The sequence below is a fragment of the Saliphagus sp. GCM10025334 genome, assembly GCF_042663485.1.
GTDB lineage: Archaea > Halobacteriota > Halobacteria > Halobacteriales > Natrialbaceae > Natronosalvus.
Genome location: NZ_JBHTAF010000002.1, coordinates 579,507 through 605,543, shown reverse-complemented (window position 1 = coordinate 605,543; position 26,037 = coordinate 579,507). Strand labels below are relative to the sequence as shown.

Below are 26,037 nucleotides of genomic sequence, written 5' to 3'. Positions count from 1 at the left end.
AACTGGATTTTGATTTTATGGATAACTACCAAAATTCTTAATACGTTCTGGTTGGCACTTCTACCAGAGCAAATATGTACCTCTCTCGAGGGGTCGCAGTGCTGTTCGCGGTGCTGGTGACCTGTTCGCTAATCGCACTGCCCGTGCTTGCGAGCGCACCGACGTCCGCGCCGACGCACGAATCAAGTCTCTCCGCTTCGAAAGCGGGGGTTCTGGACGGCTCACCGTCGTTAGACGGGATTGCTCATCCCGCTCAAGTAGAGAGCGGTCGCGCCGAACCGGCGGACGACCTCCCCATCCCGGCGTACATCGAGAACGCGACCGTCGACGATCTCGAGACGTTGACGCCGCTCGAGCAGCGGGTCTGGGCCGTCTCGAGGCTGCAAGAGATCGATCCCGCCGACCGAAAAGCGGAACGCGAACTCGAGTCCGCGTTCGAAGACGTCAACGACTCGCTGTCCGCTCACGTCGGCTGGTCGCGCGTCGATTCCGCCGACGCGTTCGACCGGGATCGTGCCGCGTTACGGTCGTTGCGGCGCGTCGACGCCGACGCTGCTGACGAGGTCGGCGTCGCGCTCGTCGCTGCGGACCGGGGAGCGACACAGCGAGCGGTCGAGGACGCGGAGTACGTACTCGATCGATTCGGCGACGACGTCGAGACGCCAGGACAGCGAGAGAAGGTCGAGCGCCACCTCGAGAACGCGTACCGAGCCCTCGAGCGGGGGGACGAGCGGACGTCGGGAACCGACGTCAGCCTGCAGGATCGCCGCAGCGCGATCGAGCAGTACGAACGGGCCTGGGTGCACGCGCAGACGGCGATCGAAACCGTCCACGACGAGGCCGGACTTTCACTCTCCGTCGCGGCCAGCCAACACGAACCCGGTGCGGACGCGATTACGTACCCCATCAGCGGCGAAATCAGCGCACCGGCGGCGAACGTCAGCGCAGTCGACGTGTACATCGACGGAGCCCACCACGAAACGGTCGGCGTCGACGGGTCGGCCGCTCCCGGCGCGGTCGAAACTTTCGAAACGCGTCTCGTCCTCGAGCGGACGCGGGCCAACGTGACGGTCGTCGCCACCGACGAGGCCAACGGGGAGACGGTCTCCGAAACGATCACCGTGGCGGCGCCAGGGTTTGCGGACGAAACCTACACGGTTCGACCGACAGATCCCGAGAGCGGAGTGACCGTCCACGTCACCGGCGAAGGCCTCGTCGAAAGCGATGTCGAGGTAGACGCCGTCCCGCCCGAGATGAACCGATCGTTCCACGCCGGGTCGTTCGTCCACGTGCGCAACCACACGAACTTCGACAACGCAACCGTCGAGATTCCGCTCGCCGAGGGCGTCGACCCAGCCGACGGCGAACTGGCGATCTACAAGTGGGACCAACACGACGACGATCCCTGGCACCGCGTCGAGACCGAAATCGACGCCGAGAACGGCACGGCGACCGCTGAGGTCGATTCGTTCTCGTACTTCTCGGTGTTCTGGGTCGACAACTGGGACGACGCGTTCTCGACCACGACGACGCTCGACGACGAGGACGTGACGGACGGGGGCGGGACGGTCGAGTCGATCGATCTCGCGTTCGTGCTCGACGTCAGCGGCAGCATGGGCGGCGCCCGAATCGACAACGCGAAGGCGGCGTCGAAGCGGTTCGTCGGCGGGCTCTACGAGGAGGACGAGGTCGCCGTCGCGAGTTTCTCGTCCACCGGCGAACTCGAGCAGCCGCTCACGACGGATTACGACGCCGTGAACGCGAGCATCGATCGACTCACTGCCGGCGGGTCGACCAACACCGGCGCCGGCTTGCAGGCGGCGATCGACGAACTGGTCGCAAACGGCGACGCAGACGAGCAGGAGATCGTCCTCCTGGCGGACGGACACACGAACGCCGGTCCGAACCCCGTTTCCGTCGCCGAAGCCGCCGCCGCCGAGGGAATCACGATTAACACGATCGGCGTCGGCTCGGGAGTCGACGCGAACGAACTGACGACAATAGCCGACGTAACCGGCGGAGAGTACTATCACGTCGCCGACTCGGCGGACCTGCCGGAGGTCTTCGACCGCGTACAGGACGAGCGGTTCTCGCTCGTCGACACCGACGAGGACGGCATACCGGACGCCGTCGAGGAGATGGACCTCGCGATGCCGGTCGGTGGACCGGACATGCTCGGATCGTCGCTCGGGCTCGACCCCGACGCGCAGGACTCCGCGGGAGACGGACGGCTCGATTCCGACGTCGTCGACGTCGAGTGGCTCGTCACCGAAGGAGACAACGGCACGAAGGAGATCACGGCCCAGGTCGACGACGCGGTGTTCCACCCCGGCACCGGCGAGCCGGTGACCAGGGAGGTCATCAAAATCGGCTACTTCCTCCCGACTGAAGCCGACCTCGAGTCGGAGGATCCGGTCACCTCGGCGGTCATCGACCGGGCGCAGGGCGAAGGGTACGCCGTCGCACCCGCCAACGACGACATCCCGTCCGATCGGTGGCGACACGACTGGTGGTGGATCTTCGACTCCGACCCGAGTTGGCTCCCCGACGACGTCGTCGACTCGGAGCTGTATCACATGCAACTCGAGCCGGTGGTCGTCGTCCAGTACACCCACGACGTGCGGACCGAGGATCTTCCCGAGAGTTACGAAATCGGGTTCACGGATTCCGACGTCCACGTCTACGACGAGTCGGGTTCGTTCGCCTACGACAGCGGATACACCCGGACCGAGGTCGTCGTCGCCGCGCCGTCCGGGATGGACGACTACGTGGCGTCCGCGTACTCGAGCGTCGGCCGGTCGGAGCTGACCGTGGACATGACCGGGACGGAACTCGGCCGCGAGGTGACGGCGCAATCGGAGTACCGCTACATATACGACACCGACGCCGCCGAGCGGTACGAGCAGGTGTACAACGAGGCGTGGATGATCTTCGAGGAAGGGATGCAGGCGTCGTACTCGCTCGCGACGGCGCCGACCCGGTGGGCCGCGATGCGGGCGGCCGAGACGATGACCCAGAAGAACCTCATCCGCGCGCTCAACAACGCCGACTCGATTCTCGGCGTTCTCGAAGGGGAAGATCAGACGGGCTACGACGACTTTCAGTCGGATATATACGACGAGTACGGCGTGAGCGACGAGACGGGCGTTGTCAGCACGGGGCCGGTAATTGCCATCGACCTCACGGACTACGACGCGACCGTCGGCGATGAGACTGACGGGGTGCGATGAACCGACGGACGCTGGCGGTCGGGATCGCCGTCGGCGTTCTGCTCGTCGTCGGCACCCTGACGGCGCTAGCGCTCCACCCGGTCTCGCCGACGGATCACGAGACGCCGTTCGCCCCCGCCGACCCGGAAGCCTACGAGGCGTCTGGGACGATCCTGCTCGACGGCGAGACGTACGTCGACTACGAGGGTGCGGTCGCCGCCGACGGAACCGCGTATTTCCGGGCCCGCTCGGACGACGGTTACGTCAGGGAACTGTACGAGGAAGACGGCGTGGTGTACGCGAGACTCGAGGCGGCCGACGAGACGCGGATCGACGAGTTCGAACAAGTCGTCGGCGGCGAGGTCGTCAGTCAGGAGAAAGCCGACGGCCTCACCGTCGCGATTATCCGCGCCGAGGACCCGAACCGAGCGGTCGAGACGTTCCTCACCGAGTGGAACGGCGTGGTCGCCGACACCTCGCAGTTCCCCGCCTACGAACGCGTCGACGACGGCGACGGTGGCGTCTACGAGCCCCGGGGCGGTTGGATCGACTCGAGCCGGGACTACCGCATCACGGGGGCATCCGGGGAACTGGTCGTCGACTCGGAGGCCGGAGGCGTGACGCGAATCGACATCGCCTTCGAGAGGACGTTCGCCGGGTCGTCGCTCGCGTACCTCCGGAATCGCGAGGATGCCGTCGAGTACGAGATCGAATACGAACTACGATCCGGGGATACCGCGGTTGAACCGCCCGAGTGGGTCGAACGCGCTCGCGCCGACGAGAGCGAGTAGGTCTCGAGCGTACACCCTCGGGCGGACCGATTCTGTTATCGATTCCGACCGCTCGGTCAGAATCGACGCCGTTACCGACCCCGGTCGCTCGGACAGCCAGTGGCGCACGGAAACGACGCGTCAGACGGCCTTTACCGCCGACAACACCGCGTCGTAATCGGGTTCGGTGCCCGAATCTTCGGCTACCCACTCGTCGGTGACGACGCCGTCAGCGTCGAGCACGAAGACCGCGCGTCTGGGGATCCCGTAGAGACCGAGGTCGGGAATGTCCATCTCGAGGTCGTACGCCTCGATCGCTTCCCGGCGCATGTCGCTGAGCAGGTCGAACTCGAGGCCGAGTTCCTCCCGGAAGACCGCGAGCGAGAACGGCGAGTCCGCGCTGATGCCGAAGATCGTCGCTCCGGCGTCCTCGAACGAGTCGAGGCGCTCCTGAAAGGCGACCATCTCTCGGGTACAGGTCGAAGTGAACACGCCCGGGAAGAACACGAGGACGGTCGGGCCGTCGCCCAGCCGTTGCTCGAGGTCGAGGGGTTCGGCCTCGTTCGTGCCGATCGTCGCGCGAAACCGTGGTGCGGGGCCGCCGATCGAAACCATCTACGCGACGCTTGGGACGCCGCCGGGATAAACGGTGGTCCGAACGGTGTACGCGATTCGCTCGAGCAGGAACGTGATGTTCGGACCCGTGCCGTCGGACTCGCCGTGCTATCGACCCAGATCCGCGTGCGCGCTCGCGAGGTGTCTCGAGGCCAGCGCCGCGAGCAGGGAGAGTTCGCCCGCGAGCGCCCCAACGGCGATGACCTCGGCGAGCGCGTCGGCGTTGGACCCGGCGGGGTCGCCGCCCCCGCGCAGGCCCAGCACGTCGAGTGCCTCGGACTGGGTGGGGAGTTTCGTGCCGCCGCCGACGGTGCCGACCTCGAGGGAGGCGAGCGAGACGGAGGCGTAGAGGTCGGCCGCGCCCTCTTCGTTCGGGCGGGCGTCCATCGTCGTGATCGCGTTCGCCCCCTCGACGACCTGGGCCTCGTCCTGGCCGGTCGCGAGGAAGGCCGCGCCGACGACGTTGGCCGCGTGGGCGTTGAACCCCAGACTGCCCGCCTTGGCGCTCCCGATCAGGTTCTTTCGGGTGTTGGCCTCCGCGATGGCGTCGGCGGTAGTGTGCAGGCGTTCTTCGACGATCTCGCCGGGGATCACGACGTCGGCCGTAACCGAGCGGCCGCGACCCTCGACGGCGTTGATCGCCGCGGGCTTCTTGTCCGAACAGAGGTTCCCGGAGACGGCCACGAGGGAGGCGGGCGTCTCCGCCTCGACGACCGAACACGCTTCGTCCGTCGCGATCGTCACCATGTTCATCCCCATCGCGTCCTTGGTGTCGTAGGCGAAGCGCAGGTAGACGGAGTCGCCGACGACGTAGGGCTCGACGTCGAGCAACTCGCCGTGACTCGTCGTGGACTCGGCGGCCTCGCGCAGGGCCTCGAGGTTCTCGCCGACCCACTCGACGGTCTCGGCGGCCTCGACGACGCCCTCGACGCGAAACACGGGGGCACGGGTCATGCCGTTCTTCGTCACGCGGGCGTTCGCGCCGCCGGCCGACTCGATCACCGAGAGTCCCCTATTCACGGACGCCAGGAGCGCGCCCTCGGTCGTCGCCAGCGGCAGGCGGTACTGCCCGCTCGCGGCGCCACCGTCGACGGTTACCGGCCCGGCGACGCCCATCGGCACTTGGGCCGCGCCGATCATGTTCTCGATGGCCGATTCGGCCACCTCGGCGTCGAAGGCGTAGTCACCGATCGTCTCGAGGTCGGCGTCGGTTTCGGCCTCGAGCAACCGGCGACGGGCCGCGGCCGCGGTGTCGTGGTCGGCGTGGTCCTCGAGTTCGTGCAGTCGCAACTCGCCCGTCCGGACGCGCTCGGCGAGGGTCTCGGCGTCGGTCATGTGCGGGGAATCGAGGCGGCGGGTGCTAAGGGTTGCTGATTCTCGGCAGGGACGTCGAAAGCCTGGGAGCGCACGTCCGAGCGCTCGAGCGATTACTATACGTTCTATAGTAATCTCGGTGGGTGGCGAGGACTCGAGTTCGGGCCCGAGCACGGCGAATGCGTGCTCGTCCATAGATGGCCAGGCGGCCGCTTTCCCAACCGTTTTGCCCTCTCCGTACGCGCACTCGAGTATGACTGAAGCTGCCGACACGGTGCTCGTCGACGCCCGCGTCTACTCGCTGGCGGACGTGGACGGGACCGACCCCGACGCACCCGAACCCGATCCGGCGGAGGCGCTGGCGATCCGCGACGGCGAGATCGTCCGCGTCGGCCGCGAGTACGAGGTTCGCTTCCTCGAGGGCGTCGAAACTGACGTGATCGACTGCGAGGGCCGCCCAGTGTTCCCCGGATTCATCGACGCGCACACGCACGTGGAGAACCTGGGGCAGTACCTGGTCCACGCCGACCTCTCCGCCGCCGAGACGCTCGAGGGCGCCCTCGACGCACTCGCGACCCACGCTGACGACGCGAGCGACCGCGAGTGGCTCCTCGGATTCGGCTACGACGAGAGCGCGTGGCCCGAGAACCGGTACCTCTCCGCATCGGACCTGGACGCCGTCAGTGAGGATCGCCCCGTCGTCGCGATGCGCGTCGACATGCACACCGCCTCGCTGAACTCGGTCGCGCTCGAGCGCCTGGCCGGGTCGATGCCCGCCGCCGACGTCGAAACCGAGGGCGGCGAGCCGACCGGCGTCGTGGTCGAGGAAGCGACCGAGGCCGTCTGGGACGCCATCGAACCCGACTACGCGGAGACGCGGGACCTCGTCACCGCTGCCCTCGAACACGCGAACGCGCTGGGCGTGACCGGCGTTCACGACAAGGTTCGCCAGTCCCACGCCCCGCGGGTCTACCGGGACCTCGAGGCCGCGGGCGAGTTGTCCTGCCGGGTCCGACTGGATTACTGGAGCGACCACCTCGAGAGCCTCCTGGACGCCGGTCTCACAACGAACGGCGGAAGCGAGTTCGTCCAGGTCGGCGGCGTCAAGTCGTTCACCGACGGGAGCTTCGGCGGCCGGACGGCGAAGTTGTTCGAGCCGTACGCGGATCTTCCGGACGGCGCGAGCGACGGCGACGGCCCTGTAGAGGGCCGCGGCCAGTGGGTAGTCGACCCCGACGAACTCCAGGAAATCGCCACGAAAGCCACTGCTGAGGGCGACTACCAGCTCACCGTCCACGCCATCGGCGACGAAGCGATCGAAGAGACGATTTCGGCGTTCGAATCGACCGCCAACGGCGGGTCGGCCCGCCACCGGGTCGAGCACGTCGAACTCACCACCGACGACCACCTCGAGCGGATGGCCGAGGCGGGCATCGTCGCCTCCGTCCAGCCGAACTTCCTCCAGTGGGCGGGCGACGGCGGCCTCTACGACCAGCGCCTGGGCGTCGAGCGCCGCGGGCAGACGAACCGCTACCGGTCGATGCTCGAGGCGGGCGTTCCGCTGGCGTTCGGTTCGGACTGCATGCCTCTCGACCCGCTGCTGGGGGTTCACCACGCGGTGAACGCGTCGGTCGAAGCCCAGCGGCTCTCGGTGACCGCCGCACTCCGGGCGTACACCGCGGGCGCGGCCTACGCCGGGTTCGATGAGGACCGACTGGGGACGCTCGAGGTGGGAAAAAAAGCGGACGTGGTGGTACTCGAGGCATCGCCGTGGGATCAGCCAGAACGGATCGACGAGATCGACGTCGCGACGACGCTCGTCGACGGGAACGTGGTCCACGACGCGGGGCTCGAGTCGAGCTGATCGCAGTTTCCGGAGAGCGGGGACGGACGACCCGACGGCTCAGTTCCGCTCGAGTCGAGCGACGAAGAACGTCCACGGGTGGTCGTCCTCGTCCTCTCCGTCACTTTCACTGTCGTCCTCTCCGACTTCTCCATCTCCGTCGCTGTCGTCGTCTGCGAACTCTTCCGGCACACTCCACTCCTCGAGCACATCGAACCCCGCCTCCTGCAACTGACCCCACGTCGCCTCCGCACCCGCAATCTCCCAGGCCATCTCGACGCCGCTCTCGAGCCAGTCCGGGTTCTCGCCAGTCCAGGCGTTCGTCCCCTCACACAGGAGGAGCCACCCGCCTGGACGGAGGACGCGTGCGAAGTCGTCGATCACCGCCTGGTGCTCGTCGAGCGGGACGTGGATCAGCGACCAGTAGGCGACGGCTGCGTCGAACGACGCGTTTTCGAACGGGAGCGTCGTCATGTCGCCCTGTATGTGCCCGGCTTCTGGCGCGTTCGCCGTCGCCAGTCTCAACTGCTCGCGCGAGAAGTCGAGCCCGACCGCGGTCGTCGTCTCGGTCAGCCGCGACAGCACTGGGGTCCCCTGGCCACACCCCGCGTCGAGAACGCGTTCGGGGTCCTCGAGCGAGCCCAGAAAGCGCTCGAGGACTCTCGTTCCGGGGCCGTCGTCCGATCGCTGTGCCGCGTAAACCGGGGCCAGCTCGTCGTAGCTCCGGCGAACGGCGTCTCTCTCGACCATCTCGCTGGTATCTCGAGGCTAGCCTGTTGAAACTTTTCGTGCCGTGCTAGCACCGACCGTTCGCCCCTCGAGCGCGCCCGAGACCGAAACGGCCGTAGGGGCTCGCCACCAGATACCGGTATGCACGCGAGCGTCATCGAGTCGATCCACGAAGACCACGGCGCGACGTTCACCGAGCGCGGCGGGCGCCAGGTCGTCGACCACTACGGGCGACCCGAACGCGCCCACCGCGCCGTCAGAAACGGCGTCGGGCTGATCGAGACCGCCTCCGACGTGATCGTCGTCGAGGGCGACGACCGCCTCGAGTACGTCGACAACATCGTCTCGAACCGGGTCCCGGGCGCCGACGGCGAAGGGTGCTACGCCCTGTTGCTCGATCCCCAGGGCCGGATCGAGTCCGACCTCTACGTCTACAACGCGGGCGAGCGCCTGCTGCTCGTTACGCCACCCGGCCACGCCGCGGACATCGCGGCCGACTGGTCCGAGAAGGTGTTCATCCAGGACGTCGAGATCCGAGACGCGACCGACGAGTTCGCCATCTTCGGAGTTCACGGCCCGAATGCGACCGAGAAGATCGCGAGCGTGCTCAACGGGGCCGCCGCCCCCGAGGACCGATTCACGTTCGTCCGGGGCTCGATGGGCGACGCCGGGGTTAGCGTCGTGCGAACCGACGACCTCACGGGCGAGGAGAGCTACGAGGTCGTCTGCGGCGTCGACGTCGCACCTGACGTCTACGAGGTGCTCTCGATCCAGGGACTCAACGCGGCCCCGTTCGGCTACCGGACCTGGGACACCCTCACGCTCGAGGCCGGCACCCCCATATTCGAGTCGGAACTCGAGGGGACGATTCCGAACGTACTCGGACTGGACCTGGCGCTCGACTTCAAGAAGGGGTGTTACGTCGGCCAGGAGGTCGTCTCGCGGGTCGAGAACCGGGGACAGCCGAGCCGCAAGTTGATCGGAGTGGTTCTCGAGTCCGACGTCGATTCCGGGCTTGAGCCCGAATCGGCGACCGACGCCCTGCCGACCCCCGGCGCGACCGTCTTCGACGGCGACGCCACCGTCGGCGAGATCACCCGCGCCGCGGTCAGCCCCGTGCTCGAGGAGCCGATCGCGCTCGCACTGGTCGAGTATGATCTCGCGGACCCCCACCTCTCGGTTCGAGTGGACGGCGACGAAGTGGGAGCGACCGTGACGGCGCTCCCGTTCGTGGCGGGGTCGGAACGGTCGGCGCGCGTGCCGAGCTACGAGTGAGCGGTTCGGAGTGAGCGCCTCGGAGTGGGTACCCAGCATGAGTGCCTCGAGGGGCGAGCGAGACGGATTCGACGAGTAGCCGAGCGTGCCGTCACCGAAGCCGCGTCTCGAGGTGGACGATCGACCCGTTCTCGATCGTGAACGTGTCGACGAACGTGAACAGCGCGTCGCCGTCGCCCCCGTCCTCGAGCACGCGTCCCTCGACCACGACGGTGTTCCCGTCGCCGGTACTGTCGTCGATGACGTGGGCGGTGTCAGGGCTCGGTCGCTCCTCGCGCATGAACCGAACGAAGGCGTCCCGTCCCTCGAACCGACGGTCGGGCCGCTCTTGGACGAACGAGTGGCTCAGGATCGACTCGAGGGCGTCGTACTCGTGGCGGTCGAGGGCGTCGTAGTAACGCTCGACCGGCGTCGGCGTGGGTGAGTGGCTCGAGGGCATGGAGACGATAACGTGTCGGTTGGATGCCGAGGTTCGACGAACGCCTGGCACTTCCTGTGGACGGTTCGGCGTTGTGAGCGGTTCGTCGATGTGGACGGTTCGTCGTTGGAGGCGATTCGTTGTAGTTCCTCCGACGTCCTCGACGACGGGCCGAGAGGATCAAGGACCTTCGACTCGAACGTCCAACCGATGAAAAACCCGGGCATCCTGTGGATGCTGCAGGTCGGCCTCGGCCTCTCGCTGGCGGGGCCGATGTTCGTCGCCGGCGCTCTCTTCGTCACTAACGGGCGATACCTGTTCGGCGGCTTCGTGTTCGTCTGCGGACTCGCTGCGCTCTTCGCGCCGAACCTCCTCCTGCGACGGGTCGGCGGCCCGCGATCCTGGATCGGACGACTCACCGGCGGTCCGCGAACTCGGCTTCGACGTCGGCTCCCCGGTCGCACCGACGAGTCTTCCGTCGAGAGCGAGGAAGAAGGCTCGGGTGCCGAGTTAGCCGAAGAAGGCTCGAGCGTCGAGTCAGCCGAGGACGGATCGGCCGAGGCCAGCGGGGCAGGTGGGGTACTCACGCGACTTCGAAACCGCTGACTGCGGACCGTCGGCAGTTCGTGCCGGTTTCATTCGACGGTTCGAACCTGGACGTCGACGCGAGAATGGCCCGGTTTCGCCTGTGCTCGCGCTCACAGTCACACTCACACTCGCACGTGCGCTCGAGTGACGAACTCACGATCGAACGACGGACTTCACGACCGAGCGATGGCCTCACGAGCGATCGACGTCGACCGGAACCTCACACCGCTCGTCCACGGACTCGTAGGCCGCCTCGACCACCGCGAGGTCGGCCACGCCGTCCTGGCCGTCGGGTTCGGGCGTCGTCTCGGTGAGCACGCAGTAGCCGAAGTAGTCGAACTCCTCGCGAACCTCGTCGGTGGGTTCGCCGGTGTACTCCATGCACACGTCGTCGTACTCGACGCGAATCTCGTGAGGGACGACGCCGCCGAACGGCGAAGAAACCAGGACCGATCCGTCCGTGCCGACCAGTTTCAATTGGCTGCCCGCGTGGGCGTCGTAGCTGGCGGTACAGGAGGCCGTCGCGCCAGTCTGCAACTCGAGCTGGAAGGCCACGTCCCGGTCGACGGGCTCGAACGGGGGCTCGGTGTACGTGTTCGCGTAGACGCAGACGGGTTCGCACTCGAGCAGAAACCGGATGCAGTTCAGCGGATAGATACCCAGGTCGACGAGCGCGCCGCCGCCGGCCAGGTCCGGGTCGAGGCGCCAGGTATCGGGCTCGGTCTCCTCGAGCAGCGGGTGTGAGAAACTGGCGTGAATCTGGACGACGTCGCCGATCACCTCGTTGGCGACGACCTCTCGGGCCCGGCGAACGATCGGTTCCGTCTGGTGGCGGTAGGCGGTCATGAGCGTCACGCCGGCGTCCTCGCAGGCGTCGACGACCGCCTGGGCGCGCTCGACGCTCGTCTCGAGCGGTTTCTCGCAGATGACGTGGGCGCCCTGCTCGGCGGCCGCGACGGCGTACTCGCCGTGGAGCGCGTTGGGCGTCGAGACGTAGACGGCGTCGTAGGCGTCGGCGTAGTCCCCCGACTTGAAGTTGTCGTAGTCGATACAGTGGTCGACGTCGGCGGCGATCGATTCCGCCGCCACCGACTCCGGCGAACTCGTCACCAGGACGGTCGTCTCGCAGTACTCGCCGGCTTCGATTCCCGGGAGGGCCCGGTTTCGCGCGAACCCTCCCACGCCGATGATGGCGATCCTGACCGTCCCGTCGACCGACTCCTGCTCCCAGTCGCGACGGGTGATCTCCCTGAAGTGGTCCTCGAGTTCCATAGCGGGTGTTGGTGGGCCAGGGAAATAGGCGCAGTGCCGCCGTGTCCGGTCGACGCTCGACCAGCCGTCGGGACAAGCGTACGCCAGCGTATGCCAGCAAACGCCATCAAAAACATCGGTCTACACCCGCCGCCTTTGAAGGAAAAACATTTTCAATATTGCAGTATGAGCTCTATCTAGATACGAGAGACGACTATGGTTACACTAGATACGGCGGATCTCGACACCGAACTCAGCCTGTTCAAGTACGACAACCTCGAGCAATTACCACCGAGGTATCGCGACCTCGAAGCCGACGAGCGAACGGTGCGGATCGAGGCGGCGCTCGAGGAACTGGGCGACGACGTGGTCGTCCTCGGGCACAACTACCAGCGTCGAGAGATCGTCGAGCACGCGGATTTCGTCGGCGACTCCTACCAGCTATCGGTCGAGGCCGCCGAGAGCGACGCGAAGTACGTCGTCTTTGGCGGCGTCACCTTCATGGCCGAGAGCGCGGACATCATCACCGACGACGACCAGACCGTGATTCTGCCGAGCATGGAGGCGTCGTGCCCGATGGCCGGGATGGCCGAAGCCCTCCAGGTCGACGCCGCCTGGGCGGAGATCACCGCGGCCGCGCCCGACGCCGACATCGTGCCGATCACGTACATGAACTCCTACGCCGACCTGAAGGCGTTCTGTGCCGACCAGGGCGGCCTCGTCTGTACCTCCTCGAACGCTCACCGCGCCTTCGAGTGGGCGTTCGAGCGCGGCGACAAGGTGCTCTTCTTGCCCGATAAGCACCTCGGGGAGAACACCGCCCACAAGCTGGGAATGGAAGATCAAATCGCCGAGTGGGACCCCTGGGACCCTGAGGGGAAGGATCCGGCCGAGGTCGCGGAGAGCGATATCATCTGCTGGGAGGGTTACTGTCAGGTCCACGAGCGCTTTCGGGTCGAGCACATCGAGCGGGTTCGCGACGAGAATCCGGATGCGAACGTGATTGTCCACCCCGAGTGCCGCCGCGAGGTCGTCGAGGCGGCCGACAAAGCGGGCTCAACCGCGGAAATCTGCCGGACGGTCGAGAGCGCCGACCCCGGCGATACCTGGGCTATCGGCACCGAAATCCACCTGACGAACCACCTCCAGCGCTGGCACCCGGAGGTGAACGTCGTCCCGCTCTGTGGCGAGGCCTGCATGGACTGTAACGCCATGCGCCAGATCGACCCCAACTACCTCGCCTGGGTCCTCGAGGAACTCGTCGAGGGCCGCGAACGCAACGTCATCGAGGTCGCCCCCGAGGAGAAGGACTTGGCGAAGGTCGCCCTCGACCGGATGCTCGAGGTGTGAGCGATGGGAAACGATCCAGCCACACCGGATACCACGGACGTCCTCGTCGTCGGCAGCGGCATCGCGGGCTGTGCGGCCGCCCTCGCCGCAGCACGGGAGGGCACCGACGTTTGCCTCGTGACCAAGGCCGCCCGACCCGACGACGCCAGCACCGACTGGGCCCAGGGCGGCATCTCGACGACGCGTGGCGATCCCCGGTCGCTGAAAGCCGACATTCTCGCGGCTAGCGACGGCACCGCCGACCCAGACGCGGTCGACGTCCTGGTCGAGAACGCCGACGCTGCCGTCGAGGACGTGCTGCTCGAGACGCTCGAGATCGACTTCGACTCGACGGACGACGGCGCCAGCGGAAGCGACGGTGCCAGCACGTTCGACTACGCTCGCGAGGCAGCCCACTCCGAGGAACGGATCCTGCACGTCGACGCCGCGACGGGAACGCACATCCTCCGGCCGTTCCTGCAGTACGTCGACGGCCACGGGCGTGTCGAGGTCCGAGAGGATACCGCCGCCCTCGAGTTGCTCACTCACGAGGGGCGGGTCCACGGCGTCGTCACCGACAGCGACCCCACCGGCCACCCGATCTACGCCGGAACCACGGTCCTCGCCACCGGCGGTATCGGTTCGCTGTACGCCCGCTCGACGAATCCCGAGGGGGCGACCGGCGACGGCATCGCGATGGCCGCCCTCGCGGGGGCCGACGTTGCCGACCTCGAGTACGTGCAGTTTCACCCGACTGCGTACGCGGGAAGCGGGGAGCCGTTCCTCCTCTCGGAAGCCCTCCGTGGTGAGGGCGCACTGTTGCGAAACGGCGACGGTGACCGGTTCATGCCCGACTATCACCCCGACGCCGAACTCGCCCCGCGTGACGTCGTCGCCCGCGCCGTCGCTACCGAGCGCGAGGCCACGGGCGAGGTCGTCCTGGACGTAGACCCCATCGCGTTCGAGACGGAGTTCCCCGCGCTCGCCGAGAAGTGTCGCGACCGCGGCGTCGACGGCGACGAGATCCCGGTCGCCCCCTGCGAGCACTTCCTCTGTGGCGGGATCGACGTCGACGACCGCGGGCGGGCGACGCTCGAGCGCCTCTACGCCGTCGGCGAGTGCGCCCGGACGGGGGTCCACGGCGCGAACCGACTGGCGAGCACGAGCCTGCTCGAGGGGCTGGTCTGGGGACTTCGTGCGGGCGAGCACGCGGCGGGGCTCGACGCCGACGCCGAAATGGTGGAGGCACTGACCCTTCGAAACAGCGACCCCGACCTTCCGCCACGATTCGCCGCCGAGAAGTTCGCCCGCCTACAGCGGACGATGGACGACCACCTGGGCCTCGAGCGCGATCTCGAGGACGTCGCCCGCGCCGCCGGCGTCCTCCGACGGCTCAAGGGCGAGGTCGATGCCTACGTCCGGACGCGCACGGCGCGAGACCTGTACGAACTCCGGAACGCGAGCGTGACCGCGCTTCTGATCGCTCGAGCGGCGCGCGAGAATCCCGAGTCGGCGGGTTGTCATCACGTCGTCGATGTACCGACCGTGCAGTAGTCGACGTGCCCACAGCAACGCTGCCTCCGGCGCCTACCGTTCCGAAGCGACCGTCCTGGTGGCGCTCGTAGACGACGGCGATGGATCTGGCACGTCGCTCTCGTCGGGAACGGGAACGGCGGCCTGGTGGACGGTGACGTCGCGCTGGGGGAACGGAATCTCGATCTCCGCCGCGGTCAGCGCCTTGTACATCGCTCGATTGAGCTTGTGGCGCGCCTTGTTGGCGCGAGTCGGTGACGCCACCCAACAGAGCAGTTCGTACTCGAGCGCCGAGTCACCGAACGAGCGAAATCGCATCCGGGGCTTCGGCGAGTCGAGGACGAGTGATTCTTCGTCCGCCAGCTCCAAGACGAGGTCCTCGAACGCGTCGATGTCCGTCCCGTAGGCGACGCCGATCGGGACTTTGAGCCGCCGCCGACGGTTGGGAGCTGACTGGTTGATGACCTTCGCGGCGTTGAGCGCCGCGTTCGGTACCGTGATCAGCACCTCGTCGCGCATCATCAGCGTCGTCGACCTGACGCCAACTTTGACGACCGTGCCGGCCTCGCCGGAGTCGAGTTCGATGTAGTCGCCGAGCTTGTACGTGTCGTCGAAGTACAGCGCGATCCCGCCGAAGAAGTTGGCGACGGTGTCCCGGGCGGCGAACCCGACGGCGATGCCGGCGACGCCCGCCGCGCCGAGCAGCGGCGAGATGCTGTACTCCCAGAGCGACAGCAGGACGCCGATGGTGCCGACGACCACGATCAGCGTCCAGACGTTCGAGAAGACCGGCGCGAAGTCGAACCGTGAGCCCTTGTCCTTGACCTCCTCGACGAACCGGTTGACGAGACGATTCGACGCGAACGCCCAGGCGACAACGATGACCGACAGCGACGGCTTCCCGAAGAACGTGTCGAGTTGTGCCGTCGTGAGCAGGACGTTTTCGGTAACCGACGGGATCTGCGTGAGCACGTAGACGCCCGCCAGCGCGGCCGTCAGCACGACTGGCGCCCGAAGTTCCTGGACGAGGATGTTGTCGTACTGGGTCTTCGTTCGACTGGTGTAGCGCAGGAGCGTCCGGAGGATCACGACCTCGAGGAGGGCGGCGACCCCGAACGAGATCCCGACGAGCAAGAGGGTCGCCTGCCAGGCGGGGACCTCCTCGAACAGCGCGGCGAGTGAACCGAGGAGTGCGTCTATCATGACAGAGACTGGGTGGTAGTGGACGTAACTGTTTCCCTACCCTGAACGTCAGGATTCTCGAGTTGTCGACAGGGTCGTCGACGCTGGGTTGTGGACCGATTCCCGACCCGGTCTGTCGACGCGACTGCCGATCCGGCGAAAACGGGCGCATTTATTCGCCAGGAACGCGCAGCCGCGAACGACACTCGTATGATCTCCGACTTACAGATCGACCGCTGGCTCCGCGAGGACCTCGGGCACCACGACGTGACGAACGACGTTCCAGGCGAGACGACCGGTCGTCTCGTCGCCAAGGAGGCGGGCACCGTCGCTGGCCTCGAGGCCGCGTGCGCCGTGTTCGAGTACCTCGACGTCGACGTGTTCGAGGCCCTCGAGGATGGCACCGAGGTCGACGTCGGCGACGTCGTTCTCCGCGTCGAGGGTCGGGCTCGCGACGTGTTGCGCGGCGAGCGCGTCGCCGTCAACCTCGCCGGTCACGCCTCGGGGATCGCCACGCGGACGGCTCGCGCGGTCGAGGCGGCTCGCCAGGGCGGGGGGTCAGGGCGCACCCGAATCGCGGCGACCCGGAAGACCACACCAGGTCTCCGGGGGCTCGAGAAGCGCGCCGTGGTCGCGGGCGGGGGCGACACCCACCGTCTCGACCTCTCGCATATGGTCATGGTCAAGGACAACCACGTCGCCGAGATGGGGCTCGAGGCGGCCGTCTCCCACTTCCAGGATCGCGTCTCCTTCGCCACGAAGATCGAGGTGGAGGTCGAGTCGCCCGCCCAGGCGGTTCGGGCCGCCGAGTCTGGAGCCGACATCGTCCTGCTCGACAACATGGATCCCGAAACTGTCGAGGAGGCACTGGCGGCGCTCGAGGACGGCGGGTTCCGAGTTGGGGACGGCGACAGTACAGGTGCCGACCGCGTGCTAACCGAAGCCAGCGGCGGGATCACCCTCGAGACTGTGTCCGCGTACGCGGCGACGGGCGTCGACGTGATCTCGATGGGGTCGCTGACGCACTCCGCGCCGTCGCTCGATCTCTCCTTTCGGACGGGACGTCCGTCTCCGTCGTAGGTACTTGACGGCGGTCACTCGAGGGGCTTCTCCATCGAGACGAACGCGTAGTCATGACGCGAGGATTCGTGGTGCTCGGTCGGCTCGTATCCGCGTTCGCGGTACCACTCGAGGAGGAACGGGTGTTCGTCGAACGTCGTCAACTGGACGCAGTCGTACTCGCGGTCGCGAGCGAGTTCCTCGACGCGGTCGACGAGCATCGTCGCCACCCCTTCGCCCTGCCAGTCGGGGTGGACCGCCAGTCGCTCGAGGTACGGTTCGTCGCGCTCCTCGAGGAGACGGACGGTACCGACGAACTCGTCTTCGTCGGTGGAGCCTTTGGAGCTGGTGGGGGCTGCCGCGGGGCCGGTGTCGACTGCCGCGCCGTCGGCGCTCGCGACCAGTGTCACGGCCTCGCGCTCGAGCCACTCCGCGACGGTTTCGGCGTCGATTTCGGTCATTCGCGAGGGATACCCGAGTTGAGCGGCGCTCGCGTAGGCCTGCCGATAGAGCCGCGCGATGGCGGGGGCGTCCGCGCCCGTCGCTCGTCGGATGTCGAGACGGGACATACTCGAGGCACGGTCAGGAGAGCGGAAAGAGTCGTCGAATCGCTCGCGGGCGGTCATCTGAGCTCGAGTATCGATCCGAGCCGCCAGAGGCTCCAGGCGACCACCACGACGACGAGGCCGCCGAGCAATACGAACAGCGGGAGGTCCTCGAGCCCCGGCGGCCGAAGGTCGGTCAGATCGAACACGCCGAGGCGATCGAGCAGCCAGCTCGCGACGACGACGGCGAGCGCAGTCCCCACGACGGCGACGGCGGTTCGGTTTTCGCGGATTCGATTCCCGCTCGTCGTCCGTTCTGATCCTCTATTTTGGTCGGCCATGGCGTTTTCGACTCGTTTCATCGTGAAGATAGGCGCGGTGGGCGTGAAACCGTCGTCCCTGCAGATTCCGGCCGCGGACTCGATTCCGGGGCCAGAGAGACGACTCGCTCCGTACGCCGGAACTGACAGGTTCTGTCGCTGATGCAAGTGCTTTTACGCTTCGCGGCGGTCGTTAGGGGTGAATGCCGTCATCTCCGTACGGAGACGCAGATCCGGCACTTGCCGCCTACATCCGCCAGCAGGAAGCCATCGCCGAACTCGGCCAACAGGGGCTCGAGACCGACGACCTCGACCAGCTGATGCACGACGCGACGGTCGAACTCGTCGAGACGCTCGACGCCGAGTACGCCAAAGTCCTCGAGTTGCTTCCCGACGGGGAGGCGGTCTTGCTTCGACAGGGGGTCGGCTGGGACGACGGACTGGTGGGGACCGGGACGGTGCCGACCGACCAGGACTCCCAGGCCGGCTACACCCTCCTGACCGAAGAACCGGTCGTGGTCGATGACCTCCACACGGAGGAGCGATTCTCCGGGCCCGACCTGCTGACCGATCACGACGTCCGCAGCGGCGTGAGCGTCGTCATCGGATCGGTGGACGACCCATGGGGCGTCCTGGGCGTTCACACGACCGAAGCGCGCGAGTTCACCGAGCACGACGCGACCTTCGTTCAGAGCGTCGCCAACGTGCTCGCGACGGCGATCGAAAACACACGGACACAGCGGCGATTCCAGGCAATCTTCGAGGATCCAAACATTCTGGTCGGGCTGCTCGAGCCGGACGGGACGGTGATGGACATCAACCAGACGGCGATGGAGTACATCGACGCCGACCTCGCCGACGTGACCGGCGAACTGTTCTGGGAGACGCCGTGGTGGGGTGAGGGAGACGATGTCCAGTCCGACGTAAAGGAGTGGACCGAACGCGCCGCAGCGGGCGAGTACGTCGAGTTCGAGGCCGATCTCACCCGGCCAGATGGCGAGCGCTACACCCTCAACGGGACCTTCAGACCGGTGACCGACGACGACGGCGACGTCGTCTCGATCATCGTCTCCGATCGAGACGTCACCGAGCGCAAGCGACATCAGCGACGGCTCAGGAAGTCCGAACAGCGCCACCGCACCCTCGCCGAGAACTTCCCGAACGGGATCGTCACGATGTTCGACGACGACCTCCGGTACACGCTCGCGGCGGGACGGGGTTTCGAGGACCTGCCCGTCTCCTCGAGCGACCTCGAGGGGCAATTCGTCAGGGAGGTGTGGCCGGACGAAGTCGGCGAGACGCTCGAGTCGGCGTTCCGGGACGCCCTCGAGGGCGAGACGCGAACGGTCGACGTGGAGTACGCCCACCGGGAGTGGATTATTCGCGTCGTTCCGCTCACCGACGACGGCGGTGCGGTGTTCGGCGGGATGACCATCGCCCAGGACGTCACCGAACAGGTCGAACGCCAGCGGAAACTCGAGGAATCGAACGAGCGCCTCGAGCAGTTTGCCTACGCCGCCAGCCACGACCTCCAGGAGCCCCTGCGGATGGTCTCGAGCTACCTCCAGTTGATCGAGCGCCGGTACGGCGACGACCTCGACGAGGACGGCGAGGAGTTCCTCGAGTACGCCGTCGACGGCGCCGATCGGATGCGCGAGATGATCGACGGCCTGCTCCAGTACTCTCGGGTAGATGCCCAGGGCGATCCGCTCGAACCGGTCGACCTCGAGGCGGTCGTCGACGACGTGATCGAGGACCTCCATATCCAAATCGACGAGAGCGGAGCCCAGCTCGCGGTCGGCCCGCTGCCTCGCGTCGAAGGCGACGCCAGCCAGTTACGGCAGGTGTTCCAGAATCTCCTCACGAACGCGATCGCCTACAGTGGTAACGAACCTCCGACCATTCGCGTGACGGCCGATCGACGCGGCCAGCGATGGCTGGTCTCCGTTCACGACGAGGGAATCGGTATCGATCCCGAGGATCAAGACCGGGTCTTCGAGGTGTTCCAGCGCCTCCACAGTCACGACGAACAGGCTGGAACCGGGATCGGCCTTGCGCTCTGTCAACGGATCGTCGAACGCCACGGCGGGCGTCTCTGGGTCGAGTCCGAACCCGGCGAAGGCTCGACGTTCTCGTTTACGCTTCCAGCAGCCGAGGAGTGACTCGAGACTGTCCGAAATCGTTTCGGGTCAGACGACGTCCGTCTTCTGTCGATGAGGATCAGACGATGGCCGTCTTCTCGTCGATGAACGTGTGATACCACGCGACGTAGGTGAGGATCAGCCAGAGCGTTCGCCCGACCGACTCCTCGCCGCGACGGTGGCGATCCCGCAACCCCGTAGCCCTGTCCGCGTCGACGTACGGCGTCCGCTCGAGGCGCCCGCGGTCGAACCACTGTTCGATCGCGTCGTGGTCCCCACGGAACCAGTCCTCGACGGGCGGTCGCATCCCCATCTTCTTTCGTTCGAGAATCTCCCTGGGCAGCAGGTCACCGACGGCGCGTTTGAGCACGCGCTTGACGTCCTGGTCGGTCGCCTTGTACTCGATCGGGAGCGAGTGGGCGAACTCCACGACGTCGGTGGACAGGAACGGGACCCGGAGCTCGAGCGACTGGGCCATGCTCGTGTGGTCGGCCTTGAACAGGTGGAAGTTCGGGAGCGTCTGGCTCGTCTCGAACGCCGAGATGTGCTGTTCGGGCGTCGGGTCCTCGACCCGGCTCGTCACCTGACTCACGCTCGAGCGAAGGCCCGACGTCTCGGCGGTTTCGCCCGTCGTGAGGAAGTCGTCCGGCTCGGGACGGAACGGCATGAACCCGCAGGTGTTGTGGAGGACGAGTTCGGTGTTGTCCTTCAGCCAGGCGTAGTACTGCAGGTGTTTGGAACCGACGGGCGCCACCGTGGCGACGGCACTCGCGACGTCGTGGGTGAACTTCGGGAGGAAGTCGACCTTCCGCTTGTACTGGGGCGCCTGCTGGTACCGCGAGTACCCCGCGAACAGTTCGTCGGCGCCCTCGCCGGCCAGGGCGACTTTCACGTCCTCGCGGGCGCGCTGAGAGAGCAAGAAGAGTGGCAGCATCTGCAGGTGCCCGGTCGGTTCGCCGAGGTGACGAATCATGTCGTCGAACACGTCCATCGAGGAGAGGTCGACGTGCACCTCGTGGTGGTTCGTCCCGAAGTGATCCGCGACGAGACGGGCCTCCGCGCTCTCGTCGAAGCGCTCGTCGCTGAAGGCGACGGAGTACGTGTCGAGTGGTTCGTTCCTGAGGTTCGAGGCGATGCCGACGATCGCCGAGGAGTCGAGGCCGCCCGAGAGGAACGCCCCGACGGGGACGTCAGCCATGAGGCGTTGCTCGACGGATCGCTCGAGCAGGGTCGACAGTCGGTCCGCGGCGTCCGCGAAACTCGTCGCCGCACTGCCGGTCTCGACGTCGAGGAAACTCCAGTACTCGCGCTCTCGAACGCCGTCGGGGCCGATCTCAACGGTGTGACCCGGCTTTACCTTCCGGACGTCCCGCAACAGCGTCTGGGAGCCCGGCGCGTACTCGAGCGAGAAGTGGTTGAAGACGGCCGCGGGGTCGATGGATCGATTCACGCCGCCGATCAGGAGCGCGGGGAGTTCACTTCCCCAGACGTAGCCCGCGTCCGTTCGTCCGAAGTACAGCGGCTTGATGCCCATCCGGTCGCGAGCCAGAAAGATCGTTTGCGACGTAGCGTCCCAGATGGAGAAGGCGAACATGCCCTCGAGGTGATCGACCATCCGATCGCCGTACTCCTCCCAGAGGTGGACCAGGACCTCGGTGTCGGACTGGCTCTCGAAGCGGTGGCCGTCCCGCCGGAGGGACGCTCGTAACTCCTCGTGGTTGTAGATTTCGCCGTTGAAGACGACGCAGACGGTCTCGTCCTCGTTCCACTTCGGTTGAGAGCCACCCTCGAGGTCGACGATGGCGAGGCGTCGCGCCCCCAGCATTACCCCTGCGTCGCGGTCGATGTACCGACCTTCCTCGTCGGGTCCTCGATGTTCGATCCACTCGAGCATCGACGAGAGCGTCTCCTCGTCGACCCGACCGTACGCACCAACGATGCCACACATACGAACGGCATTCGGCGTTTAGGTCGTTGTTATGTCGTCGCTACCGCGTCGTAGTTACTTCCTGATATGTGTTCGGGAGAGGACTATGTTCCCGAACGAACTGTCTCATGGTGTGTGAGGAAAGTCGCTCGAGGACTGAGTTTGAACTTCATCTGTCCGATTGCCGTTGTGAGCAACAGCAATGCGAGGGTTGGAATTTGAACTACGCGAAGATGGTCGCCTCGCGTTGCTCGGCGCTGCGACTTCTCTACTTCAAATCCCGCGTCTCACACTCGTCACTCACCAGCGTTCGTGACGAGTGCGAGGGTTGGGATTTGAACCCAAGGACTCCTACGAGAGCGGGTCTTAAGCCCACCGCCGTTGGCCTGCTTGGCTACCCTCGCACAGAATGCACTCGAGGATTGCCACCGATAGGGGTTGTGCGTTTCGGTGTCGGTTTCGTAAACTCGAGAAAACTCCAACTGCGACAACTCGAGCGCCTTCGAAGCCCTTACACGCACGACGGGCCACCCTCGAGTATGGAAACGGACGACGTCACGCGGGTCGAGTGGCGCGAGTGGGGAGTCGACGCCTTCGACGAGGCGGCCGACCGGGGCGTCCCGGTCTTGCTCTCGCTCACGGCGACCTGGTGCGACCACTGTCACGAGATGGACGCCGAGACCTACGCCGTCCCGACGCTCGCGGCCAACGTCAACGACGGGTTCGTCCCCGTCCGCGTCGACGTCGATCGTCACCCGCGGGTGCGCGACCGGTACAACATGGGCGGGTTTCCCTCGACGGTCTTTCTCGCCCCCGACGGCTCCATCCTGACGGGTGCCGGCTACCTCGGTCACGATGGCCTGCGACAGGTGCTCGAGCGCGTTCGATCGGTGTGGGAGACGAAGGGTGCGGAGGCGGGGTCGATTCCGCGACCGTTGCAGGACACCGAACCGCCGGCAGGGCAGCTCACGGCGGACGTCGAGCGCCAGATGCTCGGCCAGCTCACCGACCAGTACGACGAGGTCGCCGGCGGCTGGGGCGAGGAACCGAAGTTCCCGCTGCCCGACGCTCTCGAGTTCGCGCTCAAGCGCGACCGGGAGATGGCGCTGCGGTGCTTCGACGCCGTCTCGGCGAATCTGCTCGACGAGTACGAGGGGGGCTTCTACCGCTTCGCGACGGGCAAGGACTGGTCGGGCCTCCAGCACGAGAAGCTCCTGGACTCGAACGCGGCGCTATTGCGGGCGTTCGCCAACGCCTACCTCTACACGGGCGAGGACAGCTACCGAAAGCCGGCCGAGCGCGCGCTCGAGTACCTGACGACGACGCTGTGGGTGCCAGAAAGCGGCGAGAATGGAGACAATCGGCCCCACGGCGGCGCCTTCGCCGGCAGCCAGGCCCCCGGCGACCCCGAATCACACGTCCTCGAGGCGAGCGACCGCGAGGCTGTCGACCAGCCTCCCGTCGACGAAACCGTCTTCGCGGGAGCGAACGCGCTCGCGATCGACGCCCTGTGTACCTACCGGGCCTACACCGACGACGAGTGCGCCGGGCGGTACGCCGAACGCGCCCTCGAGACGCTTCGAGACGCGATGCTCGAGGACGGCGTCGTCACCCACTATCGACCTGCCGGGGCCGACGGTGGAGGGAACGTCGAGAGCGAGCACGGACTGCTCGCCGACCAGGCCCGGGTTCTGCAGGCGCTGACGAGCGCGCGATCGATCCTCGGCGCCGACACCGTAGACGACGCGGTCGCCGTTGCCGACGCAACGATCGACCAGCTCCGGGTCGGCGACTCGTTCGTCGACGGCCCTCGATCCGGCGCGGGGCTGCTCGAGCGCCCCCTACGGCCGCTCGACGCGAACGTCGAGTTCGCGGACGCCTTGCTCGACTTCGCGGCGATCACGGGCGACGACCGGTACGAACGGGTCGCTCGCGAGACCCTCGAGGCATTCGCCGGGGCGAGCGATCGCTTTTCGGTACAGGTCGCCCGCTACGCGAGCGTGGCAGCGCGCGTGCTCGAGGGATCGCTCGTGATCCGGATCGGGGCGCCGGCCGGGTCGGACCTCCACCGGGCGGCCTGTCGCATCGCGGATCACGAGAAGGTCGTCGTCCCCGACGCCGCTGACGTCTCGGACGTGCCCGTGGGAGCGGCGGTCGCCGAACGCGGGTCGCGAACGACCGAGCCCGCGACAACGCCTGCGGAGTTGAGTGATCGCGTCTCGGACCTCCTGGCGTAGGTTCTCGATCGTCTGGAGGAACTCGCCGGGCGGTCAAACTATCCAAGCGTTTATGGACGTCGCCTCTCGAGGACGTAGTATGGCCACACTCAGGGACCTCGGCCTCTCGGAGTACGAAGCACGGGCGTACCGGGCCCTGCTCAACACCGGTCCCACAACGGCGAAGGAGTTGTCGCGCGCGAGCGACGTGCCGATGGGACGGATCTACGACGTCCTCAACAGCATCGAACAGTACAACCTCGTGCGAAGCCAGACGGCCAGTCGCCCGAAGAAGTACGTCGCCGTCGAACCGGCGACGGCCCTCGACCGCTTGCTCGACGACAAGAAGCGCGAACTCGAGGAGAAGGCCGAGCAGTACGAGTCCATCGTCGACGACCTCGCGAACGAACTCGACGCGGCCGAACCCGTCGAGGAGCAGTTCTGGACGGCCGCCGTCGGTCCCGACGAGACGATCGACCTCCTGCTCGAGCGCCTGGCCGCGGCCGACCGGAACATCGTGATGGTCGCCGCCGATCCCTCCCCACAGGTGGACATCCGGACGGTCGGCGACGAGGTGCTGGCTCACCTCGAGGCGGCCCTCGACCGTGGTGTCTCGGTGAACGTACTGATGAGCCGGAGCCTGGTCAACGCCCTCTCGCCGACTGTCGGGCGCCGATACCAGGAGGCCCTGCAGGAGCGCGAGGACTTCGCAGTGCGGACGAACGAGGACGTTCGCGGGTCGTTCAACGTCATCGACGACGTCGAGGTGGTGATCCAGGTGCCAAACCCGCTCGGATCAGGCGAGGCGTTCGGCATGATCGACCTCAAGGACCCGGAGTTCGCCGCCGACGTCCACGAGAAGTTCCTCCCTCGGTGGGAGGAGGCGACGCCGCTCTCGTTCTGAGTCGGGACCCAAATCGGGTAACATCAGCAACACTTTAGGACCGAACGCGCGAACCCCGGCGTATGTCCCCCACGTCTCCCGCCGACTCGTCGATCCCTCCCTCTCCCCCCGCAATCGAGGCTCGAAGCCTGACCAAGCGCTACGGTGACGAGACTGCCGTCTCGGATCTCGACCTCGAAATCGCACGGGGCACCGTCTACGGCTTCCTCGGTCCGAACGGGGCCGGCAAGACGACGACGATGCGGATGCTGACGACGCTCACCCGACCCACGTCCGGGACGGCCCGCGTCGCCGGTCACGACGTCACCGACCGGAACGCCGTCACCCCGCACATCGGCTACCTGCCCGAAGAGCCGCCGATCTACGACGAACTCAGCGGCCGCGAGCAACTCGATTACGTCGCGGGCCTCAGAGACCTCCCGAAAGCGGAGGCGAGCGAACGCATCGAGTCCCTCCTCGAGCGCTTCGACCTGCTCGAGGACGCCGACAAGCGCATCGACGCCTACTCGAAGGGGATGCGCCAGAAAGTCGGCGTGATCCAGGCGGTCCTTCACGAACCCGCGGTGGCCTTCCTCGACGAACCGACCAGCGGCCTCGACCCGCGGGCGGCCCGGACGATGCGAGACACCATCGCGGACCTGGCCGACCAGGAGATGACTATCTTCCTCTCTACCCACATTCTTTCCGTCGTCGACGAACTCGCCGACACCATCGGCGTCCTCCACGAGGGGACCCTCGTCGCCGAGGGCGACCCCGAGACGCTGAAATCACGGGCCGAAACCGGCGAGAGCGGCAGTCTCGAGGACGCCTTCCTCGAGATCACCGACGACAGCGAGGCGGCGGTTCGAGGTACTGAAAAACGAGTCTGA

General features: G+C 66.7%; 21 protein-coding genes and 1 tRNA gene. 12 read left to right on the top strand and 10 right to left on the bottom strand.

Annotated elements, in window-relative coordinates; translation table 11 throughout:
- Positions 1 to 74: 74 nt before the first annotated feature.
- Together ACFQO4_RS11290 and ACFQO4_RS11285 are read left to right on the top strand one after the other, a co-directional pair.
- Entirely contained in the window at positions 75 to 3,230 is a 3,156-nt protein-coding gene (locus ACFQO4_RS11290) for a vWA domain-containing protein (protein WP_500261004.1), read from the top strand.
- Positions 3,227 to 4,000, top strand: a complete 774-nt coding sequence (locus tag ACFQO4_RS11285; RefSeq protein ID WP_500261003.1) for a hypothetical protein — start codon at positions 3,227 to 3,229, stop codon at positions 3,998 to 4,000. Before ACFQO4_RS11290 ends, ACFQO4_RS11285 begins: the two co-directional genes overlap by 4 nt.
- A gap of 120 nt (positions 4,001 to 4,120) precedes the next feature.
- Here ACFQO4_RS11285 and ACFQO4_RS11280 read toward each other — a convergent pair whose 3' ends face one another.
- Positions 4,121 to 4,594, bottom strand: coding sequence for a redoxin domain-containing protein (locus ACFQO4_RS11280; RefSeq protein WP_500261002.1), 474 nt, complete (start codon positions 4,592 to 4,594; stop codon positions 4,121 to 4,123).
- A gap of 108 nt (positions 4,595 to 4,702) precedes the next feature.
- Entirely contained in the window at positions 4,703 to 5,929 is a 1,227-nt protein-coding gene (gene hmgA / locus ACFQO4_RS11275; protein ID WP_500261001.1) for a hydroxymethylglutaryl-CoA reductase (NADPH), read from the bottom strand.
- 232 nt (positions 5,930 to 6,161) lie between these two features.
- Here hmgA and ACFQO4_RS11270 point away from each other — a divergent pair, with 232 nt between their 5' ends.
- The gene (locus ACFQO4_RS11270; protein WP_500261000.1) at positions 6,162 to 7,772 is read left to right on the top strand and encodes an amidohydrolase; all 1,611 of its coding nucleotides are present in this window, start codon (positions 6,162 to 6,164) and stop codon (positions 7,770 to 7,772) included.
- A 39-nt stretch (positions 7,773 to 7,811) separates the two neighbouring features.
- On the opposite strand, the gene ACFQO4_RS11265 is transcribed toward ACFQO4_RS11270, so the two are convergent.
- A complete protein-coding gene (locus tag ACFQO4_RS11265) occupies positions 7,812 to 8,501 on the bottom strand; it encodes a class I SAM-dependent methyltransferase (RefSeq protein WP_500260999.1) in 690 nt (229 codons plus the stop codon).
- Positions 8,502 to 8,621: 120 nt separating this feature from the next.
- Between ACFQO4_RS11265 and ygfZ the strand changes: the two genes are divergently transcribed.
- Positions 8,622 to 9,755, top strand: coding sequence for a CAF17-like 4Fe-4S cluster assembly/insertion protein YgfZ (gene ygfZ / locus ACFQO4_RS11260; RefSeq protein ID WP_500260998.1), 1,134 nt, complete (start codon positions 8,622 to 8,624; stop codon positions 9,753 to 9,755).
- A gap of 91 nt (positions 9,756 to 9,846) precedes the next feature.
- Here ygfZ and ACFQO4_RS11255 read toward each other — a convergent pair whose 3' ends face one another.
- Positions 9,847 to 10,194, bottom strand: coding sequence for a nuclear transport factor 2 family protein (locus ACFQO4_RS11255; protein WP_500260997.1), 348 nt, complete (start codon positions 10,192 to 10,194; stop codon positions 9,847 to 9,849).
- 189 nt (positions 10,195 to 10,383) lie between these two features.
- Here ACFQO4_RS11255 and ACFQO4_RS11250 point away from each other — a divergent pair, with 189 nt between their 5' ends.
- Positions 10,384 to 10,779: a hypothetical protein gene (locus ACFQO4_RS11250; RefSeq protein ID WP_500260996.1), complete on the top strand. Its 396-nt coding sequence runs from the start codon at positions 10,384 to 10,386 to the stop codon at positions 10,777 to 10,779.
- A gap of 174 nt (positions 10,780 to 10,953) precedes the next feature.
- Here ACFQO4_RS11250 and gfo6 read toward each other — a convergent pair whose 3' ends face one another.
- Positions 10,954 to 12,033 (bottom strand): D-xylose 1-dehydrogenase Gfo6, encoded by a 1,080-nt coding sequence (gene gfo6, locus ACFQO4_RS11245; protein WP_500260995.1) that lies wholly within the window; start codon positions 12,031 to 12,033, stop codon positions 10,954 to 10,956.
- A 195-nt stretch (positions 12,034 to 12,228) separates the two neighbouring features.
- On the opposite strand from gfo6, the gene nadA reads away from it, so the two are divergent.
- Positions 12,229 to 13,362: a quinolinate synthase NadA gene (nadA, locus tag ACFQO4_RS11240; RefSeq protein ID WP_500260994.1), complete on the top strand. Its 1,134-nt coding sequence runs from the start codon at positions 12,229 to 12,231 to the stop codon at positions 13,360 to 13,362.
- Positions 13,363 to 13,365: 3 nt separating this feature from the next.
- Positions 13,366 to 14,895, top strand: coding sequence for an L-aspartate oxidase (locus ACFQO4_RS11235; RefSeq protein ID WP_500260993.1), 1,530 nt, complete (start codon positions 13,366 to 13,368; stop codon positions 14,893 to 14,895).
- A gap of 33 nt (positions 14,896 to 14,928) precedes the next feature.
- Here the strand turns inward: ACFQO4_RS11235 and ACFQO4_RS11230 are convergent, their stop codons facing one another.
- Complete coding sequence (locus ACFQO4_RS11230) at positions 14,929 to 16,077, bottom strand: mechanosensitive ion channel family protein (protein WP_500260992.1); 1,149 nt, start codon at positions 16,075 to 16,077, stop codon at positions 14,929 to 14,931.
- Between the two features lie 189 nt (positions 16,078 to 16,266).
- On the opposite strand from ACFQO4_RS11230, the gene nadC reads away from it, so the two are divergent.
- Positions 16,267 to 17,136: a carboxylating nicotinate-nucleotide diphosphorylase gene (gene nadC / locus ACFQO4_RS11225; protein WP_500260991.1), complete on the top strand. Its 870-nt coding sequence runs from the start codon at positions 16,267 to 16,269 to the stop codon at positions 17,134 to 17,136.
- A gap of 14 nt (positions 17,137 to 17,150) precedes the next feature.
- Here nadC and ACFQO4_RS11220 read toward each other — a convergent pair whose 3' ends face one another.
- Both ACFQO4_RS11220 and ACFQO4_RS11215 read right to left on the bottom strand, forming a co-directional pair.
- Entirely contained in the window at positions 17,151 to 17,684 is a 534-nt protein-coding gene (locus tag ACFQO4_RS11220) for a GNAT family N-acetyltransferase (RefSeq protein WP_500260990.1), read from the bottom strand.
- 53 nt (positions 17,685 to 17,737) lie between these two features.
- Entirely contained in the window at positions 17,738 to 18,022 is a 285-nt protein-coding gene (locus ACFQO4_RS11215; RefSeq protein ID WP_500260989.1) for a hypothetical protein, read from the bottom strand.
- A gap of 161 nt (positions 18,023 to 18,183) precedes the next feature.
- On the opposite strand from ACFQO4_RS11215, the gene ACFQO4_RS11210 reads away from it, so the two are divergent.
- Positions 18,184 to 20,142: an ATP-binding protein gene (locus tag ACFQO4_RS11210; RefSeq protein WP_500260988.1), complete on the top strand. Its 1,959-nt coding sequence runs from the start codon at positions 18,184 to 18,186 to the stop codon at positions 20,140 to 20,142.
- A 58-nt stretch (positions 20,143 to 20,200) separates the two neighbouring features.
- On the opposite strand, the gene asnB is transcribed toward ACFQO4_RS11210, so the two are convergent.
- Both asnB and ACFQO4_RS11200 read right to left on the bottom strand, forming a co-directional pair.
- Positions 20,201 to 22,069 (bottom strand): asparagine synthase (glutamine-hydrolyzing), encoded by a 1,869-nt coding sequence (gene asnB, locus ACFQO4_RS11205; RefSeq protein WP_500260987.1) that lies wholly within the window; start codon positions 22,067 to 22,069, stop codon positions 20,201 to 20,203.
- Between the two features lie 299 nt (positions 22,070 to 22,368).
- Positions 22,369 to 22,452: transfer RNA gene (locus ACFQO4_RS11200), tRNA-Leu, on the bottom strand.
- 135 nt (positions 22,453 to 22,587) lie between these two features.
- Between ACFQO4_RS11200 and ACFQO4_RS11195 the strand changes: the two genes are divergently transcribed.
- The 3 genes from ACFQO4_RS11195 (at position 22,588) to ACFQO4_RS11185 (ending at position 26,037) form a co-directional block, all read left to right on the top strand.
- Entirely contained in the window at positions 22,588 to 24,285 is a 1,698-nt protein-coding gene (locus tag ACFQO4_RS11195) for a DUF255 domain-containing protein (protein ID WP_500260986.1), read from the top strand.
- Between the two features lie 79 nt (positions 24,286 to 24,364).
- Positions 24,365 to 25,168, top strand: coding sequence for a TrmB family transcriptional regulator (locus ACFQO4_RS11190; RefSeq protein ID WP_500260985.1), 804 nt, complete (start codon positions 24,365 to 24,367; stop codon positions 25,166 to 25,168).
- A 62-nt stretch (positions 25,169 to 25,230) separates the two neighbouring features.
- The gene (locus ACFQO4_RS11185) at positions 25,231 to 26,037 is read left to right on the top strand and encodes an ABC transporter ATP-binding protein (RefSeq protein ID WP_500260984.1); all 807 of its coding nucleotides are present in this window, start codon (positions 25,231 to 25,233) and stop codon (positions 26,035 to 26,037) included.

Bases quoted from the DNA above. Each gene is read 5' to 3' on its own strand.
- ACFQO4_RS11190 (WP_500260985.1), top strand. From the start codon at position 24,365: ATGGCCACACTCAGGGACCTCGGCCTCTCGGAGTACGAAGCACGGGCG.
- ACFQO4_RS11230 (WP_500260992.1), bottom strand. From the start codon at position 16,077: ATGATAGACGCACTCCTCGGTTCACTCGCCGCGCTGTTCGAGGAGGTC.
- nadC (WP_500260991.1), top strand. From the start codon at position 16,267: ATGATCTCCGACTTACAGATCGACCGCTGGCTCCGCGAGGACCTCGGG.
- gfo6 (WP_500260995.1), bottom strand. From the start codon at position 12,033: ATGGAACTCGAGGACCACTTCAGGGAGATCACCCGTCGCGACTGGGAG.
- ACFQO4_RS11290 (WP_500261004.1), top strand. From the start codon at position 75: ATGTACCTCTCTCGAGGGGTCGCAGTGCTGTTCGCGGTGCTGGTGACC.
- ACFQO4_RS11235 (WP_500260993.1), top strand. From the start codon at position 13,366: ATGGGAAACGATCCAGCCACACCGGATACCACGGACGTCCTCGTCGTC.
- ACFQO4_RS11250 (WP_500260996.1), top strand. From the start codon at position 10,384: ATGAAAAACCCGGGCATCCTGTGGATGCTGCAGGTCGGCCTCGGCCTC.
- hmgA (WP_500261001.1), bottom strand. From the start codon at position 5,929: ATGACCGACGCCGAGACCCTCGCCGAGCGCGTCCGGACGGGCGAGTTG.
- ACFQO4_RS11280 (WP_500261002.1), bottom strand. From the start codon at position 4,594: ATGGTTTCGATCGGCGGCCCCGCACCACGGTTTCGCGCGACGATCGGC.
- ACFQO4_RS11265 (WP_500260999.1), bottom strand. From the start codon at position 8,501: ATGGTCGAGAGAGACGCCGTTCGCCGGAGCTACGACGAGCTGGCCCCG.
- ACFQO4_RS11285 (WP_500261003.1), top strand. From the start codon at position 3,227: ATGAACCGACGGACGCTGGCGGTCGGGATCGCCGTCGGCGTTCTGCTC.
- ACFQO4_RS11210 (WP_500260988.1), top strand. From the start codon at position 18,184: ATGCCGTCATCTCCGTACGGAGACGCAGATCCGGCACTTGCCGCCTAC.
- ACFQO4_RS11270 (WP_500261000.1), top strand. From the start codon at position 6,162: ATGACTGAAGCTGCCGACACGGTGCTCGTCGACGCCCGCGTCTACTCG.
- nadA (WP_500260994.1), top strand. From the start codon at position 12,229: ATGGTTACACTAGATACGGCGGATCTCGACACCGAACTCAGCCTGTTC.
- asnB (WP_500260987.1), bottom strand. From the start codon at position 22,069: ATGTGTGGCATCGTTGGTGCGTACGGTCGGGTCGACGAGGAGACGCTC.
- ACFQO4_RS11195 (WP_500260986.1), top strand. From the start codon at position 22,588: ATGGAAACGGACGACGTCACGCGGGTCGAGTGGCGCGAGTGGGGAGTC.
- ygfZ (WP_500260998.1), top strand. From the start codon at position 8,622: ATGCACGCGAGCGTCATCGAGTCGATCCACGAAGACCACGGCGCGACG.
- ACFQO4_RS11185 (WP_500260984.1), top strand. From the start codon at position 25,231: ATGTCCCCCACGTCTCCCGCCGACTCGTCGATCCCTCCCTCTCCCCCC.
- ACFQO4_RS11255 (WP_500260997.1), bottom strand. From the start codon at position 10,194: ATGCCCTCGAGCCACTCACCCACGCCGACGCCGGTCGAGCGTTACTAC.
- ACFQO4_RS11220 (WP_500260990.1), bottom strand. From the start codon at position 17,684: ATGTCCCGTCTCGACATCCGACGAGCGACGGGCGCGGACGCCCCCGCC.
- ACFQO4_RS11215 (WP_500260989.1), bottom strand. From the start codon at position 18,022: ATGAAACGAGTCGAAAACGCCATGGCCGACCAAAATAGAGGATCAGAA.